The organism is Bradyrhizobium sp. SZCCHNS2022, assembly GCF_032377575.1.
GTDB lineage: Bacteria > Pseudomonadota > Alphaproteobacteria > Rhizobiales > Xanthobacteraceae > Bradyrhizobium > Bradyrhizobium aeschynomenes.
On the sequence record NZ_JAUHHZ010000001.1, the window covers coordinates 67,445 to 86,775 of the forward strand.

At 66.3% G+C, this 19,331-nt stretch carries 19 protein-coding genes; 16 read left to right on the plus strand and 3 right to left on the minus strand.

Annotated elements, in window-relative coordinates; translation table 11 throughout:
• Positions 1 to 17: 17 nt before the first annotated feature.
• From QXZ94_RS00305 to QXZ94_RS00350, 10 genes are all read left to right on the plus strand, one after another.
• A complete protein-coding gene (locus tag QXZ94_RS00305) occupies positions 18 to 1,061 on the plus strand; it encodes an ABC transporter ATP-binding protein (protein WP_315718728.1) in 1,044 nt (347 codons plus the stop codon).
• Positions 1,058 to 1,939: an ABC transporter permease gene (locus tag QXZ94_RS00310; protein ID WP_315718729.1), complete on the plus strand. Its 882-nt coding sequence runs from the start codon at positions 1,058 to 1,060 to the stop codon at positions 1,937 to 1,939. The genes QXZ94_RS00305 and QXZ94_RS00310 overlap by 4 nt, the downstream gene beginning before the upstream one ends.
• A complete protein-coding gene (locus QXZ94_RS00315) occupies positions 1,936 to 2,745 on the plus strand; it encodes an ABC transporter permease (protein WP_172131781.1) in 810 nt (269 codons plus the stop codon). Before QXZ94_RS00310 ends, QXZ94_RS00315 begins: the two co-directional genes overlap by 4 nt.
• A gap of 8 nt (positions 2,746 to 2,753) precedes the next feature.
• Entirely contained in the window at positions 2,754 to 3,893 is a 1,140-nt protein-coding gene (locus QXZ94_RS00320; RefSeq protein WP_315718730.1) for an FAD-dependent oxidoreductase, read from the plus strand.
• A 31-nt stretch (positions 3,894 to 3,924) separates the two neighbouring features.
• A complete protein-coding gene (locus QXZ94_RS00325; protein ID WP_315718731.1) occupies positions 3,925 to 4,221 on the plus strand; it encodes a (2Fe-2S)-binding protein in 297 nt (98 codons plus the stop codon).
• A complete protein-coding gene (locus QXZ94_RS00330; RefSeq protein WP_315718732.1) occupies positions 4,218 to 5,621 on the plus strand; it encodes an NAD(P)/FAD-dependent oxidoreductase in 1,404 nt (467 codons plus the stop codon). The genes QXZ94_RS00325 and QXZ94_RS00330 overlap by 4 nt, the downstream gene beginning before the upstream one ends.
• Positions 5,618 to 6,751: an FAD-dependent oxidoreductase gene (locus tag QXZ94_RS00335; RefSeq protein ID WP_315718733.1), complete on the plus strand. Its 1,134-nt coding sequence runs from the start codon at positions 5,618 to 5,620 to the stop codon at positions 6,749 to 6,751. The genes QXZ94_RS00330 and QXZ94_RS00335 overlap by 4 nt, the downstream gene beginning before the upstream one ends.
• 7 nt (positions 6,752 to 6,758) lie before the next feature.
• Entirely contained in the window at positions 6,759 to 7,106 is a 348-nt protein-coding gene (locus QXZ94_RS00340) for a RidA family protein (RefSeq protein ID WP_315725999.1), read from the plus strand.
• Positions 7,107 to 7,234: 128 nt separating this feature from the next.
• Entirely contained in the window at positions 7,235 to 8,626 is a 1,392-nt protein-coding gene (locus tag QXZ94_RS00345; RefSeq protein ID WP_315718734.1) for a M20/M25/M40 family metallo-hydrolase, read from the plus strand.
• A gap of 296 nt (positions 8,627 to 8,922) precedes the next feature.
• Positions 8,923 to 9,057, plus strand: coding sequence for a hypothetical protein (locus QXZ94_RS00350; RefSeq protein ID WP_315718735.1), 135 nt, complete (start codon positions 8,923 to 8,925; stop codon positions 9,055 to 9,057).
• Positions 9,058 to 9,472: 415 nt separating this feature from the next.
• Here the strand turns inward: QXZ94_RS00350 and leuD are convergent, their stop codons facing one another.
• The 3 genes from leuD to QXZ94_RS00365 are packed head-to-tail and all read right to left on the minus strand — an operon-like array spanning position 9,473 to position 13,680.
• Positions 9,473 to 10,093, minus strand: a complete 621-nt coding sequence (gene leuD / locus QXZ94_RS00355; protein ID WP_315718736.1) for a 3-isopropylmalate dehydratase small subunit — start codon at positions 10,091 to 10,093, stop codon at positions 9,473 to 9,475.
• Complete coding sequence (leuC, locus tag QXZ94_RS00360) at positions 10,090 to 11,511, minus strand: 3-isopropylmalate dehydratase large subunit (RefSeq protein ID WP_315718737.1); 1,422 nt, start codon at positions 11,509 to 11,511, stop codon at positions 10,090 to 10,092. The genes leuD and leuC overlap by 4 nt, the downstream gene beginning before the upstream one ends.
• Before the next feature lie 36 nt (positions 11,512 to 11,547).
• Entirely contained in the window at positions 11,548 to 13,680 is a 2,133-nt protein-coding gene (locus QXZ94_RS00365) for an FAD-dependent oxidoreductase (RefSeq protein ID WP_315718738.1), read from the minus strand.
• Positions 13,681 to 13,696: 16 nt separating this feature from the next.
• Here QXZ94_RS00365 and QXZ94_RS00370 point away from each other — a divergent pair, with 16 nt between their 5' ends.
• The 6 genes from QXZ94_RS00370 (at position 13,697) to QXZ94_RS00395 (ending at position 19,312) form a co-directional block, all read left to right on the plus strand.
• Positions 13,697 to 14,521 (plus strand): GntR family transcriptional regulator, encoded by an 825-nt coding sequence (locus QXZ94_RS00370; RefSeq protein ID WP_315718739.1) that lies wholly within the window; start codon positions 13,697 to 13,699, stop codon positions 14,519 to 14,521.
• The gene (locus QXZ94_RS00375; protein WP_315718740.1) at positions 14,518 to 15,741 is read left to right on the plus strand and encodes an ABC transporter substrate-binding protein; all 1,224 of its coding nucleotides are present in this window, start codon (positions 14,518 to 14,520) and stop codon (positions 15,739 to 15,741) included. Before QXZ94_RS00370 ends, QXZ94_RS00375 begins: the two co-directional genes overlap by 4 nt.
• A gap of 296 nt (positions 15,742 to 16,037) precedes the next feature.
• The gene (locus QXZ94_RS00380) at positions 16,038 to 16,910 is read left to right on the plus strand and encodes a branched-chain amino acid ABC transporter permease (protein WP_315718741.1); all 873 of its coding nucleotides are present in this window, start codon (positions 16,038 to 16,040) and stop codon (positions 16,908 to 16,910) included.
• Entirely contained in the window at positions 16,907 to 17,875 is a 969-nt protein-coding gene (locus tag QXZ94_RS00385; RefSeq protein ID WP_315718742.1) for a branched-chain amino acid ABC transporter permease, read from the plus strand. The genes QXZ94_RS00380 and QXZ94_RS00385 overlap by 4 nt, the downstream gene beginning before the upstream one ends.
• The gene (locus QXZ94_RS00390; RefSeq protein ID WP_315718743.1) at positions 17,875 to 18,618 is read left to right on the plus strand and encodes an ABC transporter ATP-binding protein; all 744 of its coding nucleotides are present in this window, start codon (positions 17,875 to 17,877) and stop codon (positions 18,616 to 18,618) included. The genes QXZ94_RS00385 and QXZ94_RS00390 overlap by 1 nt, the downstream gene beginning before the upstream one ends.
• The gene (locus QXZ94_RS00395) at positions 18,611 to 19,312 is read left to right on the plus strand and encodes an ABC transporter ATP-binding protein (protein ID WP_315718744.1); all 702 of its coding nucleotides are present in this window, start codon (positions 18,611 to 18,613) and stop codon (positions 19,310 to 19,312) included. Before QXZ94_RS00390 ends, QXZ94_RS00395 begins: the two co-directional genes overlap by 8 nt.
• Positions 19,313 to 19,331: the final 19 nt, after the last annotated feature.

Genomic DNA, 19,331 nt, shown 5'->3' on the forward strand with positions numbered 1-19,331 from the left:
TAGTTCGGAACCTCTTCATGTCCTTCCTCGAGCTCGATCGCGTCGGAAAGTCCTTCGGCCCCAATACGGCCGTCGAGGAGTTCAGTCTCGCCGTCAGCAAGGGCGAGTTCGTCTCGTTCCTCGGCCCGTCCGGCTGCGGCAAGACCACGACCTTGCAGATGATCGCTGGCTTCCTCGATCCCTCGCACGGCGCGATCCGGCTGGAAGGCAAGGATCTCGTCGCGGTGCCGCCGGCCAGGCGCGGGCTCGGCATCGTCTTCCAGAGCTACGCGCTGTTTCCGCACATGACGGCGGCCGAGAACGTCGCCTTTGGTCTCGAAATGCGCAAAGTCTCACGTCGCGAGCGCGAGGAGCGGGTGCGTTCGGCCCTCGCGCTCGTCGGTCTCGCCGGCTATGAGGACCGCCATCCTCGCCGCATGTCCGGCGGCCAGCAGCAGCGCGTGGCGCTGGCGCGCGCGCTTGTGATCCGTCCCAGCGTGCTGCTGCTCGACGAGCCGCTGTCGAATCTCGACGCGCGGCTGCGCGAGGACATGCAGATCGAGCTGCGCCAGATCCAGCGCAATCTCGGCACCACCACCATCCTCGTCACCCACGACCAGATCGAGGCGATGTCGCTGTCCGACCGCATCGTCGTGATGAGCAAGGGCAGGATCGAGCAGATCGGCACGCCGCAGCAGGTCTATGAGCAGCCGGCGTCGGCTTTCGTCGCACAGTTTCTCGGCAAGACGAACGAGTTTTCCGCGACGGTGGATCGCGTCTCGGGGCAGCCCAGGCTGGTCGCGGGCACGTGGAGCGCGCCGGCGCCGGCCGGCGTGGCCGGTCCCGTCACGGTCAGCGTGCGGCCCGAGCGCATCAGCTTCGGCAATGCAGGCCTCGCCGGCCGCATCACCAGCCGCATCTTCCAGGGCAATCACTGGCTGTTCCAATGCGACACCGAATGCGGGTCCGCGATCGTGATCCGGCAGAATGACGGTCAGAGCCAGCCGGAGCAGGGCGCCGCCGTTCATCTGGTCTGGCAGGCCTCCGACATGAGCCTGCGGGCCGCGCGGGCCGCAGCATGAGCGTCACCGCTGCCACCGACTCGTCCGACGCCCGCGCCGGCCTGTCGCTCGCGCTACCAGCCTTGATGCTGTTCATCGGCGTCGTCGTCATTCCCCTTGTCATGACGGTGATGCTGTCGTTCCACGATTGGGGCCAGTACAAGGGAATCGAGCCGGTCTTCATCCTGAAGAACTGGATCGAGATCTTCGACGACCCTTACTACGCCGAGATGTTCTGGCGCACCTTCCGGGTCGCAGTGCTGGCGACCTTGATCACGGCGGTGTTCGGCGTGCCCGAGGCCTATATCCTCAATCGCATGCAGGGGCCGTGGAAGGGTCTCTTCCTGCTCGTGATCATCGGCCCGCTGCTGATCTCGGTGGTGGCGCGCACGCTCGGCTGGGCGCTGCTGTTCGGCGGCAACAACGGTCTTGCCAACAAGCTGCTGATGACGCTCGGCCTGATCGAGTCGCCGGTCCGTTTCATGTTCACCGAGACCGGCATGATCATCGCGCTGGCGCATGCGATGATGCCGTTCATGGTTCTCGCAGTGTGGACCGCGCTGCAGCGGCTCGATCCGCAGGTCGAGAACGCGGCGCTGTCGCTCGGCGCCGGCTCGCTCACGGTCGTCCGTCGCATCGTGCTGCCGCAGATCATGCCGGGCGTGCTGTCGGGCGCGATCATCGTGTTCTCGCTGTCGGCCAGCGCGTTCGCGACACCCGCGATCATCGGCGGCCGCCGGCTGAAGGTCGCCGCGACGCTCGCCTATGACGAGTTCCTCAACACGTTGAACTGGCCGCTCGGCGCGGCCGTGGCCGTGCTGCTGCTGATCGCGCTGGTGCTGATCGTCGTCGGCTCCAACGCGCTGATCGAGCGCCGCTACCAGGAGATGTTCCGATGAGCCGGAATGGCCCTGTCGCATTGATCTTCCACACCCTGTTCGTCGTGTTCATGGTGGCGCCGATCCTGGTCGTGTGCTGGGTCGCGTTCACGCCGGAAGGCTTTCTATCGATCCCGCTGACGCATTTTTCGCTGCGCTGGTTCAGGGCGCTCGCCAACTATCCTGAATTCGTCCATGCCTTCGGCGTCAGCCTGTGGCTCGGCGCGCTGTCGTCATGCATCGCGCTCTTGTTCGCCGTGCCGGCGGCTCTGGCGCTCAGCCGCACGCGTTTTCGCGGCCGCGACGCGCTGTCGGCGCTGTTCCTGTCGCCGCTGATGATCCCGCACGTCGTGCTCGGCATCGCCTTCCTGCGCTTCTTCACCTCCGTCGGCATCGGCGGCACCTTCGTCGCGCTGGTGATCGCCCATGTCGTCGTCGTGTTTCCGTTCGCGCTGCGCCTCACGCTGGCTTCCGCCACCGGCATGGACCGCTCGGTCGAGATGGCCGCGATCTCGCTCGGCGCCGACGGCTGGACCATGTTCCGCCGCGTCACGCTGCCCGCAATTCTGCCCGGCATCGTCAGTGGCTGGATGCTCGCCTTCATCCAGTCGTTCGATGATCTGACCATGACCGTATTCCTGGCGACGCCGGGCACCGAGACCCTGCCGGTCCGCATGTTCCTCTACATCCAGGACAACATCGATCCGCTGGTGACATCGGTGTCCGCCAGCGTCATCGCCATCACCATGGCCGTGCTGATCCTGCTCGATCGCGTCTATGGACTCGACCGGGTGCTGACCGCCAAGGGCGGCGACGCAGGGCGATAGGAGACATCATGATGAGAGACTACGACGTCGCCGTCGTCGGCGGCGGGCTGCTTGGCTCCGCGATTGCCTGGGGCCTCGGCCGGCTCGGCCAGCGTGTCGCGGTGCTCGACGAAGGCGACATCGCCAAGCGCGCCTCGCGTGCGAACTTCGCGCTGGTCTGGGTGCAGAGCAAGGGTCTGGGCATGCCGGCCTATACCGGCTGGACGGTGCGTGGCGCCAAGGCATGGCCGAAGCTCGCCGAGGAGCTGAAGGCCCAAACGGGTCTCGACGTCGTCCTGCAGCAGAATGGCGGCTTCCATCTCACTTTGGGCGAGCGCGAATACGAGCAGCGGACGCAGCTCGTTGCGCGCATGCACAACCAGGTCGGCGCCGCCGACTATCAGATGGAGATGCTGCCGGCAGCTGAGGTCAGGAAGATGCTGCCGCTGATCGGACCGGAGGTCTCCGGCGGCAGCTTCTGTCCCTATGACGGTCACGTGAATTCGCTGCGCACCTTCCGAGCGCTGCATGTCGGAATGAAGCAGTTCGGCGTCGACTATCTGCCGGAGCGCGCGGTCGGCGCGATCATGCGTGATGGCCATGAGTTCAAGTTGACGACGGCGCAAGGCGAGATCCGTGCGGCGAAGGTCGTGCTCGCCGCGGGCAATGCCAACCAGACGCTGGCGCCGATGGTCGGCCTGTCGGCGCCGATGGGCCCGACGCGCGGTCAGATCGTCGTGACCGAGCGCACCATGCCGTTCCTGCCGCATCCGCTGACCACGATCCGCCAGACCGACGAGGGCACGGTGATGATCGGCGACAGCAAGGAGGATGAGCTCGACGATCGCGTGCAGAACCACCCGATCAACGCGGTCATGGCCGATCGTGCCCAGCGCACCTTCCCGCATCTGGCGCGGCTCAACGTGGTCAGGAGCTGGACCGGCATTCGCGTGATGCCGAGGGATGGTTTTCCGATCTATGAGCAGTCGGAGACGCATCCGGGCGCCTTCGTCGCCTGCTGCCATTCCGGCGTGACCTTGGCCGCCAACCACGCCTTCGAGATCGCGCGCATGATCCAGCAGGGCGCGCTGGAGCCGGAGCTGGTCGGGGCCTTCACGGCCAGGCGCTTCGACAGCGAGGCCGGAGCCGGCGGAAGTGGCTACTACTGAGATTGCGGCGAAGGCCGCCACGGAGACGATGATGTTCAAACGTGTAGACGGTGATGGCAGGGGATCGGTGACGATCCATGTCGAGGGCCAAGCGATCGCTGCGCGCGAAGGCGACACGGTATCGGCGGCGCTGCTCGCCTCCGGCCTCGATGTCAGGCGCGCGACCGCGGTCAGCGGCGCCAGGCGGCTGCCTTACTGCATGATGGGCGTGTGCTTCGATTGCCTCGTCACCGTCGACGGCGTGGGCAACCGCCAGGGCTGTCTCGTGCCCGTTGCCGAGGGCATGCAGATCGAAATCCAGAAGGGCAAGCGGGAGATCGGCAAATGAGCGCCGCGCCGAAGCAGGATCAATATGATGTGGTGGTGGTTGGCGCCGGCCCCGCAGGCCTCGCTGCGACGGCGCTGACGGCCGAGGCCGGCCTGTCCACGCTGCTGCTGGACGAGAATGCCGGCCCGGGCGGCCAGGTCTGGCGTGCGATCAATTCCACGCCGGTGAAGACCGAAGCGCTGCTTGGCGTGGACTATTGGTCGGGCGCGGAGATCGCGAGGGCCGCGCGCGACAGTGGCGCCGAGATCATCCATCGTGCCACCGTGTGGAGCCTCGATCGCAATCTGGAGATCGGCGTGTCCGTCGGCGGCGGATCCGCCTTTGTCAAAGCGAAGCGCGTCATCATCGCGACCGGCGCGCAGGAGCGTCCGTTTCCGGTTCCCGGCTGGACCTTGCCCGGCGTGATGACGGCGGGCGCGGCGCAGACGATGCTGAAATCCTCCGGCCTGGTGCCTGACTGCCCGACGGTGCTTGCGGGGCAGGGACCGCTGCTGTGGTTGCTCGCGGCGCAGATCCTGCGCCTCGGCGGCCGCATCGATCGCGTGCTCGACACCACACCGCGCGCCAACTACATCGCCGCGCTGCCTCACGCTTTCGCGTTCCTGACCTCGCCCTATTTCGGCAAGGGGCTGGCGATGATGCGCGAGGTGCGTGCGAAGGTGCGCGTCACGAGCGGCGTGACTGAGTTGTCTGCGGCGGGCGATGGCAAGGTCGAAAGTGTGACCTATGTTGCCGGCGGCAAGCGTGAGACGCTGCCGGCCGAGCTGCTGCTGCTGCATCAGGGCGTCGTGCCCAATGTCAATCTCGCGATGGCCGCCGGCGTCGAGCATCGCTGGAACGAGCTGCAGCTGTGCTGGACGCCGGTGCTGGATGCGTTCGGCAATGGTTCTGTTGCCGGCATCGCGATGGCCGGCGACGGCGCCGGCATCGGCGGGGCACAGGCAGCCGTGGTGCGCGGCCGACGGGCGGCGGGCGATGCGATCAAGGCGCTGCGGCCGCAGGCGAAGATCGTCGATCTTTCCGCTGAGTTGGCGCGCGCCGAGCGCGGCCGCGCCTTTCTCGATGTTCTGTTCCAGCCGGCAAGACAGTTCCGCATCCCGCAAGGCGACACCATCGTGTGCCGTTGCGAGGAGATCACCGCCAAGGACGTGCTCGACTCCGTGGCGATCGGCGCCACCGGCCCCAATCAGCTCAAGGCCTATCGCCGCACCGGCATGGGTCCGTGCCAGGGGAGGCTGTGTGGCCTCACCGTCACCGAGCTGATGGCGGAGGCCCGAGGCAAGAGTCCGCAGGAGATCGGCTATTATCGTCTGCGCGCGCCGGTGAAGCCGATCATGCTGTCGGAGCTTGCGAGCCTGCCGAAGAGCGAGGAGTCGATCAAGGCCGTGGTGCGCGGATGATCAAGCAAGCGGATGCCATCATTGTCGGTGGCGGCATCCATGGCTGCTCCACCGCGCTGCACCTCTGTCTCGCCGGCTTGAAGCCGGTGCTGATCGAGAAGGACTATGCCGGCCGTCATGCCTCAGGCGTCAATGCCGGGGGCGTGCGCCAGCTCATGCGCGATGTCGCCGAGATCCCGCTCTCGATCCGCTCGATGGCAATCTGGGAGACCATCGTCGATCTCGTCGACGATGATTGCGGCTTCGAGAGCCATGGTCAGGTGTTGGTCGCCGAGAACGACGCGGAGCTCGACGCCTGCCGTGCCCGCGTCGCGGACCTCAACGCGCGCGGCTTCAGCCATGAAGAACTGATCGACGGTGCGGAGCTGCGCCGGCTGGTTCCCGCGGTGGCGGAGAGCTGTCCGGGCGGCGTGGTGTCACGCCGCGACGGCGCCGCGCAACCCGCGCGCACCACCACGGCATTCCGGCGCAAGGCCGAGCAGCTCGGTGCGATCATCCGCGAAGGCATCGCCGCGACCAACATCCGCAGGGCGCACGGCCTGTGGCATGTCGACGTCGGCTCCGAGACGTTTGCTGCCCCGGTGCTGGTCAATGCCGCCGGCGCCTGGGCGGGCAGGATCGCAGCCCAGCTGGGTGAGCCGGTGCCGGTCGAGACCATCGCGCCGATGCTGATGATCACCTCGCCGGTCGCGCATTTCATCGATCCCGTCGTGATCCTGCGTGGCCGCAAGCTGTCGTTCAAGCAGTTTCCGAATGGTACGGTGCTGATCGGCGGCGGGCATCTTGCCGCGCCTGACCAGGACCGCAACGAGACGGTGCTCGACTGGCGCAAGCTCGCCGAGAGCGCGCGCACGGTCTCCGAGCTGTTCGAGGTGATGCGCAGCGCGACCATCACGCGCGCCTGGGCCGGCATCGAGGCCCGCATGCGCGACGACATTCCGGTGTTTGGCCCGAGCGCGCTGCATGAGGGACTGTTTCACCAGTTCGGCTTCTCGGCGCACGGCTTCCAGCTCGGGCCTGGCGCCGGCGCCGTGATGGCCGAGCTGATCGTCCATGGCGGCACCCAGACGCGCATCGGCGGGCTCAGCATCGAGCGCTTCCGCAAACCCACCCCGTCAGCAACAGCATGAGGACATGATGACCATCACCCGCAAGATCCGCTCCGCCATTCACCACCGCATCGTCGAGGCCAACGGCTTCGTGTTCATCGGCGGCACCATCGCCGACGATACCTCGGTATCGATGGGCGAGCAGACCCGGAACATTCTCGGCAAGATTGACGGCTTCCTCAAGGAGGCCGGCACCGATCGATCGCGCGTCGTGTCAGGCCAGATCTTCGTCACGGACCTGTCCAAGAAGAAGGAGATGGATGCGGCCTGGACCGAGTTCTTCGGCGACGACCTGCCGGTGCGTGCCACCGTCGGCATCTCCGATCTCGGCGGTGGCGCGTTGATCGAGATCGTGATCACCGCTGTCAAAGGCTGAGCAGCGCATCAGACCAACGGCCTGTCGATGACGCGCGAGGCTTTGCTCCGCGCGTCATTTGCTTTCTGGATCATTTCGATCGAACATGGTCCGCTTCTTCACCGCACTCGCCAGGGAAAGCCGACCTCATGAACGACGCGCGCAGCCTGCCATCTCCGTCTGCCGGCCTGGATGCGGTGCTCGCCCATATCGACGCTCACAAGCAGGATTTCCTTGCCCGCGTCATGGACTATGTTCGCCATCCCTCGATCAGCGCCCATAATATCGGTATCGCAGAAGTCGCAGCACTGCTGGTGAAAATGCTGCGTGAGATCGGGCTGGAGGCCGAGACGGTGCCGACGGCAGGCCATCCGATGGTGCTCGGACGATGGCAGAAGAAGCCGGGCGCGCCCACCGTGCTGCTCTACGGCCACTACGACGTGCAGCCGCCCGATCCGCTCGATCTTTGGCTGAGCCCTCCATTCGAGCCGACCATCCGTGACGGCCGCATCTACGCGCGCGGTATCGGCGACAACAAGGGGCAGCATTTCGCGCAGCTGATGGCGATCGAGTCCCATCTCGAGGTCCATGGCGAGCTACCCTGCAACGTCATCGTCCTGCTCGAGGGCGAGGAGGAGATCGGCAGCCCGCGGATTGCCGATTTCGTCGCCGCGCATCGCGAGCGGTTGAAAGCGGATTTCGTCGTCACCGCCGATGGTCCGATGCATCCCTCCGGCCGCCCGACCATGACTTACGGCGTGCGCGGCATGTGCTCCTTCGAGCTGCGCGCCCGGCATGCGAATCGTGACGTGCATTCCGGCAACCTCGGCGGCGTCGTGCCGAACCCGATCTGGACCCTGGTGCATCTGCTCGGCACCATGAAGAATGCCGCGGGCGAGATCACCATCGACGGCCTGCACGATGCGATCGTGCCGCCGAGCGCGCTGGATGTTGCGGCAGTGAAGCGCCTGCCGCTCGATCTCGATGCCGCCAAGGCGAGCCTGGGTCTCAGCCGCCTCGATGCGCCGGCCGAGCGCGGCTACTACGAAAGGCTGATGTTCCATCCGACGCTCACCATCAACGGCTTTCATGGCGGCTATGGCGGACCTGGCAGCAAGACTGTCCTTCCCTGCGAGGCGTTCGTGAAGTGTGACATCCGCCTGGTCGAGGCGATGACGCCGGACGACGTGCTGGCCAAGGTCGAGGCGCATGTGAAGAGGCATGCGCCGGAGGTCGAGTTCATCCCGCGCGGGGGCATGCTGCCGTCGCGCGTGCCGCTGGATTCGCCGTTCGCCGCGATCATCCGTGACGCGGTTACGTTGGCGCAGGGTGTCACCCCGCTCGAATTCCCCTGCACCGGCGGCAGCCTGCCGGACTATGTCTTCACCAAAATCCTGGGCGTGCCCGCCTTCGTCGTTCCCTATGCCAATGCCGACGAGGCCAATCATGCACCGAATGAGAACATGACGATCGACTGCTTCTATAGAGGCATCCGCACGGGGGCGGCGCTGCTCGATCGTGTCGGCGCAAGTCGCAATTAGTGGCGGAACCAGCTCATCACGATTTTTTGCGTCACTGCGGCGGTCATCGCGCGGCCACGAAACGATGGCATTGAGACCGCGCTCGCTCGCCGTGCGGCACGAATCGACCGCACGCGGCGAGATCGCGCATGGATTAACGCAGTTGATATCGCCTATTGTCGATGAGGATTAGTAACCGTCGCATCAGGGCTCGGAGCTGCCACATGCACGACCCCGTTGACCGTCCGAGTGATCAGACGAGTTCCCTTGGAGTCCGCGCGCCGGGCGAGTTCGCAGATGGCGAGTCTCGAGCCGCCATGGGCACGACGACGACGCCCCTGATCCAGCTCGAGCCGGAACCGACCGCCAGCGTCGCCCCCGATGGTTCTGACCATGACCTGCGGGATGATCGTGAAAAGGCCCAGCTCGTCACCCCGACGATGTGGCGGTGATCAGCCGACATTTCCGCGGAGTTCAGCTGCAGTCAGGACTTGCGCGTCGGAGCCGTGACCGGACCGGCCGTGCCGTGTGGCCTCTTCTGCTCCTGTTGCTCCAACTGCTTGTCGATCGTCTCGCGTCCGCTGGCTCCTTGTCGATTCCAATGTCGAGAAGGTCACGCTGCAGTTCGTTCAGCACGAGGAGCGCCAGGCGGCAGCCTGAGCGCGGAGTGGTATCTCGGGCGGGGCAACGACCCCGTCAACCGGACGGCAACCTCCGGTATCATCCGGATACCCACGACTCACCTGATCTAGTAAATCAATTGCAGCCCTTCTTGGGGCGTTTCCTCCCTGGACTTGGGCCGCCTGCACCGATCGTGTAGGCGGCTTCTTTCTTTTGGGAGCCTCATCGTCTGCCTGGAACCTCACATCACGCGGGCCGGTCCGCCAGTCGAACCCATGGGCGGGCGCCTCCGTCGCGCTCCTCGAAGCCGACGATGTCGTCCTTGAGCGACAGCGTGAGGTCGAGGTCGTCCCAGCCATTGAGCAGCTTGAGCTGCCAGATGGGATCTATGGTGAATGAATAGTTGCGGTTGCCGAGCCTGATCAGGCAGTCGTTGAGATCGACGGTGATTGCTGTGCTCACCGTTTGGAGCTGGGCGAGAATCTCCTCCGCGTCGGCCTCGCTCACCTTGGCCGGCAGCAATCCGTTGTTGACGGCATTGGAGGCGAAGATGTCGCCGAAGCTCGGCGCGATCACGCAGCGGAAGCCGAAATCGACCAGCGCGTAGACCGCAGCCTCGCGCGAGGAGCCGGCGCCGAAATTGCGCCGGGTCACCAGCACCTCGGCGCCCTGCGATGCCACGGCATGGAGCGGGAAGTCGGGGCGCGGCTTGCCGGACTCGTCGTAGCGCATGTCGTAGAGCAGAAATTGTCCATAGCCGTCGGCACGTGAGCGCTTCATGAAGCGCGCCGGAATCAGCTGATCGGTGTCGATGCTGGCGAGCGGCAGCGCGCAGGCTGATGTCGTGAGGATATCGAACGGCTTCATGCGTTGCTCCTCATCAAGACTCGGACGTCGGTCAGATGACCCGTCACCGCGGCCGCCGCGACCATCGCCGGCGACATCAGATGGGTGCGCGCACCGGGACCTTGGCGACCCTTGAAATTGCGATTGGTGGTCGAGGCGCAGCGCTCGCCCGGCGGCACGAGGTCGCCGTTCATGCCGACGCACATCGAGCAGCCCGAACCGACCCAGTCGAGGCCGGCGGCGATGAAGATGCGGTCGAGACCTTCCTGCTCGGCCTGCTGCTTGACGAGGTGCGAGCCGGGCGACACCAGCCCGGGCACGCGCGCCGTGCGGCCGGAGAGAATGCCGGCGGCGGCGCGCAGATCCTCGATGCGGCTGTTGGTGCATGAGCCGATGAAGACGCGGTCGATCGGGATCGTGTCGAGCGCCTGGCCCGGCGTGAGCCTCATGTAGTCGAGCGCCTCCCGGACGTGGCTCGCGCGCGAGGGGTCGTCGAGATTTGCAGGGTCGGGCACGCATGCGCCGATCGGCAGCGCATCCTCGGGACTGATGCCCCACGTCACCGTCGGTGCGATATCCATTCCACGCAGCATGATCTCGCGATCAAACGTCGCGTTGGCATCCGTCGGGAGGTCGCGCCACGCGGCGATGGCTCGATCGAGCATGTCGGCCTCAGGGGCGAACGGCCGTCCCCTGACATAGGCGAACGTCGTCTCGTCCGGGGCAATCATGCCGCAGCGGGCGCCGCTCTCGATCGAGAGGTTGCACAGCGTCAGCCGTCCTTCCATCGACAGCGCGCGGATTGCGCTGCCCGCATATTCGATCGCGTGCCCCTGCGCGCCGTCGGCGCCGATCGTGGCGATGATCGACAGTGCAATGTCCTTGGCGGTGATGCCGGGCGCCGTGACGCCGTCGACCGTGATGCGCATCCGCTTCGGCCGCTTCTGCCACAGGCACTGGGTCAGCAGCACATGCGCGACCTCGGACGCGCCGATGCCGAAAGCGAGCGCGCCGAACGCGCCATGCGTCGACGTGTGGCTGTCGCCGCAGACCATGGTGAGGCCGGGGAGGGTGAGGCCCTGCTCGGGCCCGACGACATGCACGATGCCCTGGCGCGGATCATCGAAGCCGAACAGACGGATGTCGTTGGCGCGGCAATTGTCCTCCAACTGCTTGATCATCCCGGCAATATCAGGCGCAATCTCGCCCCATGCGCGCGTCCGCGTCGGCACATAGTGATCGGCCACACCGATCGTGAGGTCGGGGCGGCCTACCCGTGCTCCCTTGTCCTTCAGCTTGTTGAAGGCGTGGAACGAGCCTTCGTGCACGAGGTGGCGGTCGATATACAGCAGAACGGCGCCATCCTCGCGTTCGGTGACGACGTGAAGATCCCAGACCTTGTCGAACAGCGTCCGCGGCTGCCGCGCTGCCTTCGTCATGCCCGAACGTCCTCAGTTGATCTCACCACGCGATCCTCATGTCGTGATTCCCGGCGCCGGGGGGAAGGGGGCGCGTGCCGCCATGTGGCCCTGATAGACGGCCTCCAGCGCCGTGCGCGGCGCGTTGTTGTCGCCGACCTGCATCACGGGCGTGCCGGCGCGCCGCAAGGCGAGATAGAGCGACTGATCCGCGCGGTTGTGATCGACGGCAACCAGCGCCGAAAAGCCGGTGAGGCGCTCGATGTGTCCGGTCGAGAGATCTTCGATCTCCAGCGTCGCGCCGTCATACGAGCGCACGGCGCGCAAGGTGGCAATCCTCACCTTGCGCTCGCGCAGACGGCGGCTGTTGGCGAGCGTCGAGTAGACCGTCGTGCGCCACGCGTAGCTCGCCGCTGGCACGAACAGGGTCACGGCCTTGCCGAGGTCGGCGAAATGCTCAAGCGCCGACAACGTGCCCCACTCGCCGGTGCGGTCGAACACCGCGACCGACGCGCCGAGCTGGTCCGGCGAGCGCAACGCGTCGGGCAGGGTGAACACTGGGCCATTCCCCGCCACGGGCAAGGCGCTGGTCGTCGAGCCCGTCGCCAGCACGATCCGGTCGGCGCCGAAGGCCTCGATCGCGTCGGCGTCCGCATCCCTGTTGAAAACGATGGTGGCGCCAAGGCGCATCAAGGCCGCGATCTGGTGCTCCACGAACGTCTTGAAGTTCGCGCGCTTCGGCATCAGCCACGCCGTGCGCAGCTGACCACCGAGCTGATCGCTGCGCTCCCACAGCGTCACCTCGTGGCCAAGCGCCGCTGCCACGCGCGCCGCCTCCAGCCCCGCCGGACCGCCGCCGACCACGAGGATGCGACGGGCCGCCTCCCGCGGCAGTGCCTCCGGTTCCTCGAACTGTCCTTCCAGTCCGGCGATGGGATTGATCAGGCAGCGGATCGGCAGGTTCCGCTCGAGCATGCCGGCGCAACCCTGGTTGCAGCCGATGCAGCGGCGGATTTCATTGAGGCGGCCTTCGACCGACTTGCGCACGATCGCAGGCTCGGCGAGATGAGCGCGGGCCATGCCCACAGCGTCCGCATCGCCTCCGGCGATCATCGCGTCGGCTTCGTCCAGTCCGGTAAAACGGCACACCGCGAACACGGGCGTTTCGAAGCCATCCGCGCGCAGCGAATGGCGAATGCGTGCGGGCAGGGTGCGGAATGGAGCCGGATCGAACGCCATGTCGGCCATCTGCGTCGCCAGCGAGTAGCTCGCGACATAGGCCGAATGCGAGACGTTGACGAAATCGACCCGCACCTGCCTGGCGAGCATCGGCACGATGCGTTCGGCCTCCTCGATGCCGAGCCCGCCGTCGGCATATTCCTCACCGCTGAAGCGGATGCCCAGGCAGAAACCGTCGCCAAGCTCCGCCCGCAATGCCGCGAGCACGCGCGCCGGAAAGCGCAGCCGGTTCTCCAGCGAACCTCCGTAATCATCGTCGCGCTTGTTCGACAGCGGCGACATGAACTGCTGCAGCAGGTGACCATGCGCCATCTGCAGCTCGATGCCGTCGAAGCCGGCCGCCACCAGATTACGCGCGGTGACGAGATGGCCCTCGATCACCTGCTCCATGTCGAACTCGTCCATCGGCCGCGGCGGCAGGGCTGAGATCGACCACGGGATGGGCGAGGCGCCCCACGAGACCGTGCGCTCGAAATCGCCCTCGACCTGGCGTCCGAGATGGATGATCTGGCCGAGCATCACGGCGCCTTCCGCCTTCACCGCATCGGTGATGCGGCGGAACGGATCGATGCAGGCGGGATCGAAGCCGCACACGGCCTGCGGCCGGCCCAGCGAATTGGCGTGCACACGGATGGATTCAAAGATGATGGCGCCGACCCCGCCGCGCGCACGGGCGCGATGATAGGCGAGGTGCTGCGCGCTCGGCAGATGGTGCTCGCCGAAATTGGTGGTGTGCGCGGGGACGAAGATGCGGTTCCGGAAGCGCAGATGGCCGACGTCGAGCGGGCTCAAGGCCTGTGCATATGGCTGATGCTGCGACAAATCGCGTGATCCTCCGAAGAAGCCGCCCATGGCTTGATCCTCGCTCCGATGACGGTCGTGGAGCCGGTTGACCGAAGCTGTCATATTTTCTATACACCTACTGTATTGGAAGCAAGATAGCTCTGTCACCACGGGACTTCCCGCCTTGCGCACCGCGTCCGAGCCACTGAAGGCACGACGGATTTACCTGCTGCTGAAGGACAAGATCGCATCCGGCGAGCTTGCGGATGGCGAGCGGCTGCCCGGCGAATTCGCGCTGGCCGAAGAGCATAACGTCTCCCGTGTGACCATCCGTCAGGCGCTCGATCTGCTCGCTGGCGAGAACCTCATCCAGAAGAAGAGCGGACTCGGCACCTTCGTGCATCGCCCGGCGTCCAAGGTTCGCACGGTTCTTGCCGACGTCTCCAACGTGTTCGCGCATCTGATCGAGATGGGGCGCACGACCGACGTGCGCTTGCTCTCGTTCGATTATGTCGCGCCGCCGGATCAGATTCGCGAGGCCCTGCGGCTCGCGCCCGATGAGCGCTCGCAGCGCTCGGTGCGTGTCCGCCTGGTCGACGGCGTGCCGTTCTCCTATCTCATCGCCAACGTGCCTGAGCGCATCGGCCGCAACTATTCGCGCGAGGATCTCGCGCGCATGCCGCTGCTGGAGCTGATCGAGCGCTCAGGCCTGACCAGCGCCTCGGCGCGGCAGGAGATCAGCGCCGTGCTGTCGAGTCCCGATGTGGCCGAGGCGCTCGATATCGATGTCGGCATGCCGCTCGTGGCCCTGCGCCGCACGGTCTACGGCAAGGACGGTCAGCCGATGGAGCACCTGCAGGCGCTCTATCGTCCCGACCGCTACACATTGCAGATGAACCTCGAACGGACGGGCGACGAAGGGCACCGGCACTGGAGCCCGACCGCCGAGGTGTACCGCAGGGAGCGCCCGCGCCGGCGGCCGCCAGTCAGGAAAGTGGGGAAGTCATGACGTTGAGCTCGAAGTCGCTGTCACGCCGCACCGTGCTCAAGAGCGGTGTCGCGCTCACCTCGATGCTGGCCGCGCCCGGTCTGCTGCGCGCTGAGCCGGCGCCGGTCAAGGTCGGTCTGCTGCAGCCGATCTCCGGCGCGTTCGCGCTCGACGGCGATCTCGCCAAGATCGGCGCCGAGTTCGCGGTCAAGGAGATCAACGACGCCGGCGGCATCAAGGCGCTCGGCGGCGCCAAGCTCGAGCTTGTGGTCGGAGACAGCCGCTCGAATGCCGAGGCCGGCGCGCAGGCGACCGAGGAGCTGCAATCAGCCGGCGTCGCTGCCGTGCTCGGCGGTTTTGCCTCCGGCATCGCGCTGACGGCGACGCAGACTGCGTCGCGCTATGACCTGCCGTTCGTCGTCGACTGCGCCGTGGCCGATACCATCACCGAGCGTGGCCTGAAGAACACCTTCCGTTTCAATCCCAACTTCAGCATGGCAACTTCGGTGGCGCTGAAGAACCTGGTCAAGCTCAACGACGACGCCGGCAAGCCGATCAAGACGGTGGCGATCGTGCACGAGGACGGCCTGTTCGGCTCGGGCCTCGCCAAGATCATGCAGGAGAAGCTGCCGCCGCTCGGCTTCCAGATCGTCGAGACCATCGCGCATCCGACCCCGGCGCGCGACATGACCAACGTCGTGCTGCGGCTGCGCGCGCTCAATCCCGACCTGATCGTGCCCTCGCACTACTTCAACGAGTTCGTGCTGATGGCCCGCACCCTGCAGCAGCAGCGCGTGCGCCCGAAGGGCATCTACGCCGTGTTCGGCGGCGCGGCCTCCAGCTATCGCTTCGTCAACGAATTCCCCGAGGCCGCGCAGGGCGTGATGGACTGCAACCATTGGGGCGATCCGAAGAGCCCGATCACCGCCAAGCTGCGCGAGACCGTGACCGCCGCCGGCAAGTTCTACGCCTACAACACGCCGATCAACTACTCGCTGGTGAAGGTGTTCGCCCAGGCCGTCGAGAAGGCCCGCAGCGCCGATCGCGCCAAGATCATCGAGGCCCTGGCAGCGAACGAGTTCGACAGCGGCATCATGCCCTACGGCAAGACCAAGTTCGACGCCAAGGGCCAGAACACCAGCGCGCTGCCGCTGAACACCCAGGTCCAGGGCAAGGACATCAAGGTGATCTACCCGGCCGAGTACGCCGACGCCAAGCCGGTGTTCCCGATCAACGGGTGATCGGGCAGGACAGGCGAGGGCGGTCTGCACTTGCGCGATTGCAGTCGTCCTTCGCCGCTGAGGCCAAGCTTTCTCACCACGAGCGGTGCGCCCCCTCTCCCCGTTCTTACGGGGAGAGGGTCGGGGTGAGGGGCAGCCCCACCCACCGACGGTGCGGAGAGCCCCCTCACCCGGATTGCATCTCCGATGCAATCCGGCCTCTCCCCGCAGGCGGGGAGAGGCGAGCAGCGAGCAAGCGGCGAATGGGTCGCGTACCAAGCAGATCGCTCTTGGCGTCTGCTGAGATAGAGGATGTGATGTACTCGCCCCAGATCGTCGTGGAGGCGCTGTTGAACGGACTGATGCTGGGCGCGATCTATGCCTTGATCGCACTCGGTCTCACGCTGATCTATGGCGTGCTGCACATCGTGAATTTCGCCCACGGCGCGCTGCTGACGGTGGCGATGTTCATGGTGTGGCTCGCCTGCGCCCGCTACGGGATGGATCCCTATCTCGCGATCTTGTTCGTTGCGCCTTTCATGTTCGCGCTCGGCTACGCCCTGCAGCGCTTCATCATCGGCCCGGCGAGCCACGGCAAGGACAACGGCATCCTCCTGGTCACGCTGGGCCTGTCCATCATCATCGAGAACGCGCTGCTCGCCGCGTTCCAGTCCGACACCCGCACGATCACCACGGACTATTCGTTCCGCGTGGTCGAGCTCGGCCCGCTCTTGCTGTCGTTCCCCCGTGTCATCGGCTTCGGCGTCACCATCGCCACCACGTTGCTGCTCTGGCTGGTGCTGCACCAGACCGACATCGGCAAGGCCATCCGCGCGGTGGCGAAGGAGAAGCTCGGCGCCGCTCTGGTCGGCATCAGCGTGCCGCATGTCTACGCCATGACCTTTGCGATCGGCTGCGCCTGTCTCGCCGTCGCCGCGGGCCTGCTGATGCCGTCGTTCTATGTCAGCCCGAAGACCGGCGCGGCCTTCGTGCTGGTCGCCTTCACGATCGTCGTGCTCGGCGGCATGGGCTCGATCCCCGGCGCGCTGATCGGAGGTCTCCTGATCGGCGTCGTCGAAGCCGCGTCCAGTCTCTTTCTCGGCGACAGCCTCGGCCAGATCGGCATCTTCCTGATCTTCATCGTCACGCTGCTGGTGCGTCCGACCGGCCTGTTCGGAGCGCGCGCATGACCAGGCCGCGTCTCACCACTCTCGCCGTGATCGTCGTGGCGCTCGCCGTGGTCCCGTTCCTTGGCCTGTCCGGTGCGCTCTTGAACCTGATGATCTTCATGATGATCATTGCGCTGGCGGCGCAGGGCTGGAACATCCTCGGCGGCTATGCCGGCCTGTCGTCGTTCGGTCACGCCGCCTTCTTCGGTGCCGGCGCCTATGCGATGGCCGTGCTGCAGACCCGCTTCGGTGTGAACGCCTGGATCGCGCTCGTCATCGGCATCGCGCTCGGCGCGCTGGTCGGCGCCGCCATCGGCTTCCTCAGCTTCCGCTCCGGCCTGAAGGGCTCGTATTTCGCGCTGATCACCTTGGCCTTCGCCGAGGTCGCCCGCATCCTCGCCAACAGCACCAATTTCACCGGCGGCGCCGCCGGCATCCTGCTGAAGCTGCAGACGGGCCTGCCGTATCTGCAATTCGCCGACCGCCGCTATTTCCTGCTGATCGCGCTCGGCTTCGTCGCGATCGGGCTGCTCGTCAGCTGGTGGCTGGAGCATTCCCGCTTCGGCGCCTATCTCGTGGCGCTGCGCGAGAACGAGCAGGCGGCGCAGGCGCTCGGCGTCGACGTGTTCGCGGTCAAGATGAAGGCGATCGCGATCTCCGGCGCGCTCACGGCCGCCGCGGGCTGCCTCTATGCGCAAAACTACCTGTTCATCGACGCCAATGTCGCGTTCGGCTCGTGGATCTCGATCGAGGCGCTGTTCGCCGCCATCGTCGGCGGCTCCGGCACCGTGCTCGGGCCGCTGGTCGGCGCCATCGTGCTGCTGGGATTGGGCGAACTCACCAAGAGCGTATCCGGCGGCATTCCCGGCATGGATCTCCTGGTGTTCGGTGTCATTCTGGTGCTGTCGGTGGCGTTCTCGCCGAACGGCCTGGTCATGCTGATGAAGAGCCTCGGCCTGCGCGCGACGAAGGCGAAGGAGGCGTGATGCTTGAGGTCAACTCCCTCACCAAGCGCTTCTCCGGCCTCGTCGCGGTCGACCAGGCCTCGCTGTCGGTTGCCAAGGGCTCGATCACTGGCCTGATCGGCCCGAACGGCGCCGGCAAGACGACGCTGTTCGCGATGGTCGCCGGCTTCCTGCAGCCGGATGGCGGCTCAGTCAGTTATGACGGCCGCGCCATCACGGCGCTTGCCCCGCATGTCCGGGCGCGCGCGGGCATCGCGCGGACCTTCCAGATCGTGCAGCCGTTCGAAGGCCTGAACGTGCAGGAGAACATCGCCGTCGGCGCCTATCTGCACACGCCGGACGCCAAGGAGGCGATGGCGCAGGCGGCCGATGTTGCCAGGCGCGTCGGCCTCGGCGCCGATCTCGCCAAGGCGTCCTCCGATCTCACCGTCGCCGGCCGCAAGCGACTCGAAGTGGCGCGCGCGCTCGCGACCAGGCCGAAGCTGCTGCTGCTCGACGAGGTGCTGGCCGGACTCAACCCCTCGGAAATCCGCGACGTGCTGCCGCTGGTGCGCGACATCCGCGACCAGGGCGTCACCATCCTGATGATCGAGCACATCATGCAGGCCGTGATGAATCTCTGCGACAAGGTCTATGTGCTGTCGCAGGGTCGCATGATCGCCGAGGGCGAGCCGAGGGCCGTCTGCGAGGACCCGCAGGTGATCGAAGCCTATCTCGGCCATGGTGCGGCCGAACGTCTGCGCGCGGAGCAGGCCCATGCTTGAGGTCCGCGATCTCCGCGCCGGCTACGGCGGAACCGAAGTGCTGCGCGGCGTCAGCTTTGACGTCAACGCCGGCGAAGTCGTCGCCGTGCTCGGCTCCAACGGCGTCGGCAAGACGACCTTGAACAAGGTGCTCTCCGGCGTCGTAACTGCCACTGCCGGCACCATCCGCTTCAACGGCGCGGCGCTGGAGCACGCATCCGCGCCCGACATCGTCACCGCGGGCCTGATCCACGTGCCCGAGGGCCGCAAGATCTTCCCGAACCTGTCGGTGCGCGAGAACCTCGAGCTCGGCGCCTATTGCCGGCCGCGCCGCGGGCGCGCCGAGCGCATCGAGCAGATCTACGCGACCTTCCCGAAGCTGAAGCAGCGCGCGCGGCAATATGCCGGCACGCTGTCCGGCGGCGAGCAGCAGATGCTGGCGATCGGCCGCGGCCTGATGGGCGAGCCGAAGCTCTTGATCCTCGACGAGCCGTCGCTCGGCCTGTCGCCGCTGATGGTCGAGGAGATGTTCGCGCTGATCGCGCGGCTTGCGGCCTCCGGCCTCGCCATCATGCTGGTCGAGCAGAATGTCGTGCAGTCGCTCGAGCTCGCGGGCCGCGCCTACATCATGGAGAACGGCATCATCACGCTCTCCGGCCAGGCGTCCGAGCTGAAATCCAATGCCGAGCTGAAGCGCGCCTATCTCGGTCTGTGACCACGGCTTCAGCGAATAG

What these genes read in the sequence shown, in the direction of transcription:
- QXZ94_RS00305 (WP_315718728.1), top strand. Translation starts at nt 18, where the DNA reads ATGTCCTTCCTCGAGCTCGATCGCGTCGGAAAGTCCTTCGGCCCCAAT.
- QXZ94_RS00310 (WP_315718729.1), top strand. Translation starts at nt 1,058, where the DNA reads ATGAGCGTCACCGCTGCCACCGACTCGTCCGACGCCCGCGCCGGCCTG.
- QXZ94_RS00315 (WP_172131781.1), top strand. Translation starts at nt 1,936, where the DNA reads ATGAGCCGGAATGGCCCTGTCGCATTGATCTTCCACACCCTGTTCGTC.
- QXZ94_RS00320 (WP_315718730.1), top strand. Translation starts at nt 2,754, where the DNA reads ATGATGAGAGACTACGACGTCGCCGTCGTCGGCGGCGGGCTGCTTGGC.
- QXZ94_RS00325 (WP_315718731.1), top strand. Translation starts at nt 3,925, where the DNA reads ATGTTCAAACGTGTAGACGGTGATGGCAGGGGATCGGTGACGATCCAT.
- QXZ94_RS00330 (WP_315718732.1), top strand. Translation starts at nt 4,218, where the DNA reads ATGAGCGCCGCGCCGAAGCAGGATCAATATGATGTGGTGGTGGTTGGC.
- QXZ94_RS00335 (WP_315718733.1), top strand. Translation starts at nt 5,618, where the DNA reads ATGATCAAGCAAGCGGATGCCATCATTGTCGGTGGCGGCATCCATGGC.
- QXZ94_RS00340 (WP_315725999.1), top strand. Translation starts at nt 6,759, where the DNA reads ATGACCATCACCCGCAAGATCCGCTCCGCCATTCACCACCGCATCGTC.
- QXZ94_RS00345 (WP_315718734.1), top strand. Translation starts at nt 7,235, where the DNA reads ATGAACGACGCGCGCAGCCTGCCATCTCCGTCTGCCGGCCTGGATGCG.
- QXZ94_RS00350 (WP_315718735.1), top strand. Translation starts at nt 8,923, where the DNA reads ATGGGCACGACGACGACGCCCCTGATCCAGCTCGAGCCGGAACCGACC.
- leuD (WP_315718736.1), bottom strand. Translation starts at nt 10,093, where the DNA reads ATGAAGCCGTTCGATATCCTCACGACATCAGCCTGCGCGCTGCCGCTC.
- leuC (WP_315718737.1), bottom strand. Translation starts at nt 11,511, where the DNA reads ATGACGAAGGCAGCGCGGCAGCCGCGGACGCTGTTCGACAAGGTCTGG.
- QXZ94_RS00375 (WP_315718740.1), top strand. Translation starts at nt 14,518, where the DNA reads ATGACGTTGAGCTCGAAGTCGCTGTCACGCCGCACCGTGCTCAAGAGC.
- QXZ94_RS00380 (WP_315718741.1), top strand. Translation starts at nt 16,038, where the DNA reads ATGTACTCGCCCCAGATCGTCGTGGAGGCGCTGTTGAACGGACTGATG.
- QXZ94_RS00385 (WP_315718742.1), top strand. Translation starts at nt 16,907, where the DNA reads ATGACCAGGCCGCGTCTCACCACTCTCGCCGTGATCGTCGTGGCGCTC.
- QXZ94_RS00390 (WP_315718743.1), top strand. Translation starts at nt 17,875, where the DNA reads ATGCTTGAGGTCAACTCCCTCACCAAGCGCTTCTCCGGCCTCGTCGCG.
- QXZ94_RS00395 (WP_315718744.1), top strand. Translation starts at nt 18,611, where the DNA reads ATGCTTGAGGTCCGCGATCTCCGCGCCGGCTACGGCGGAACCGAAGTG.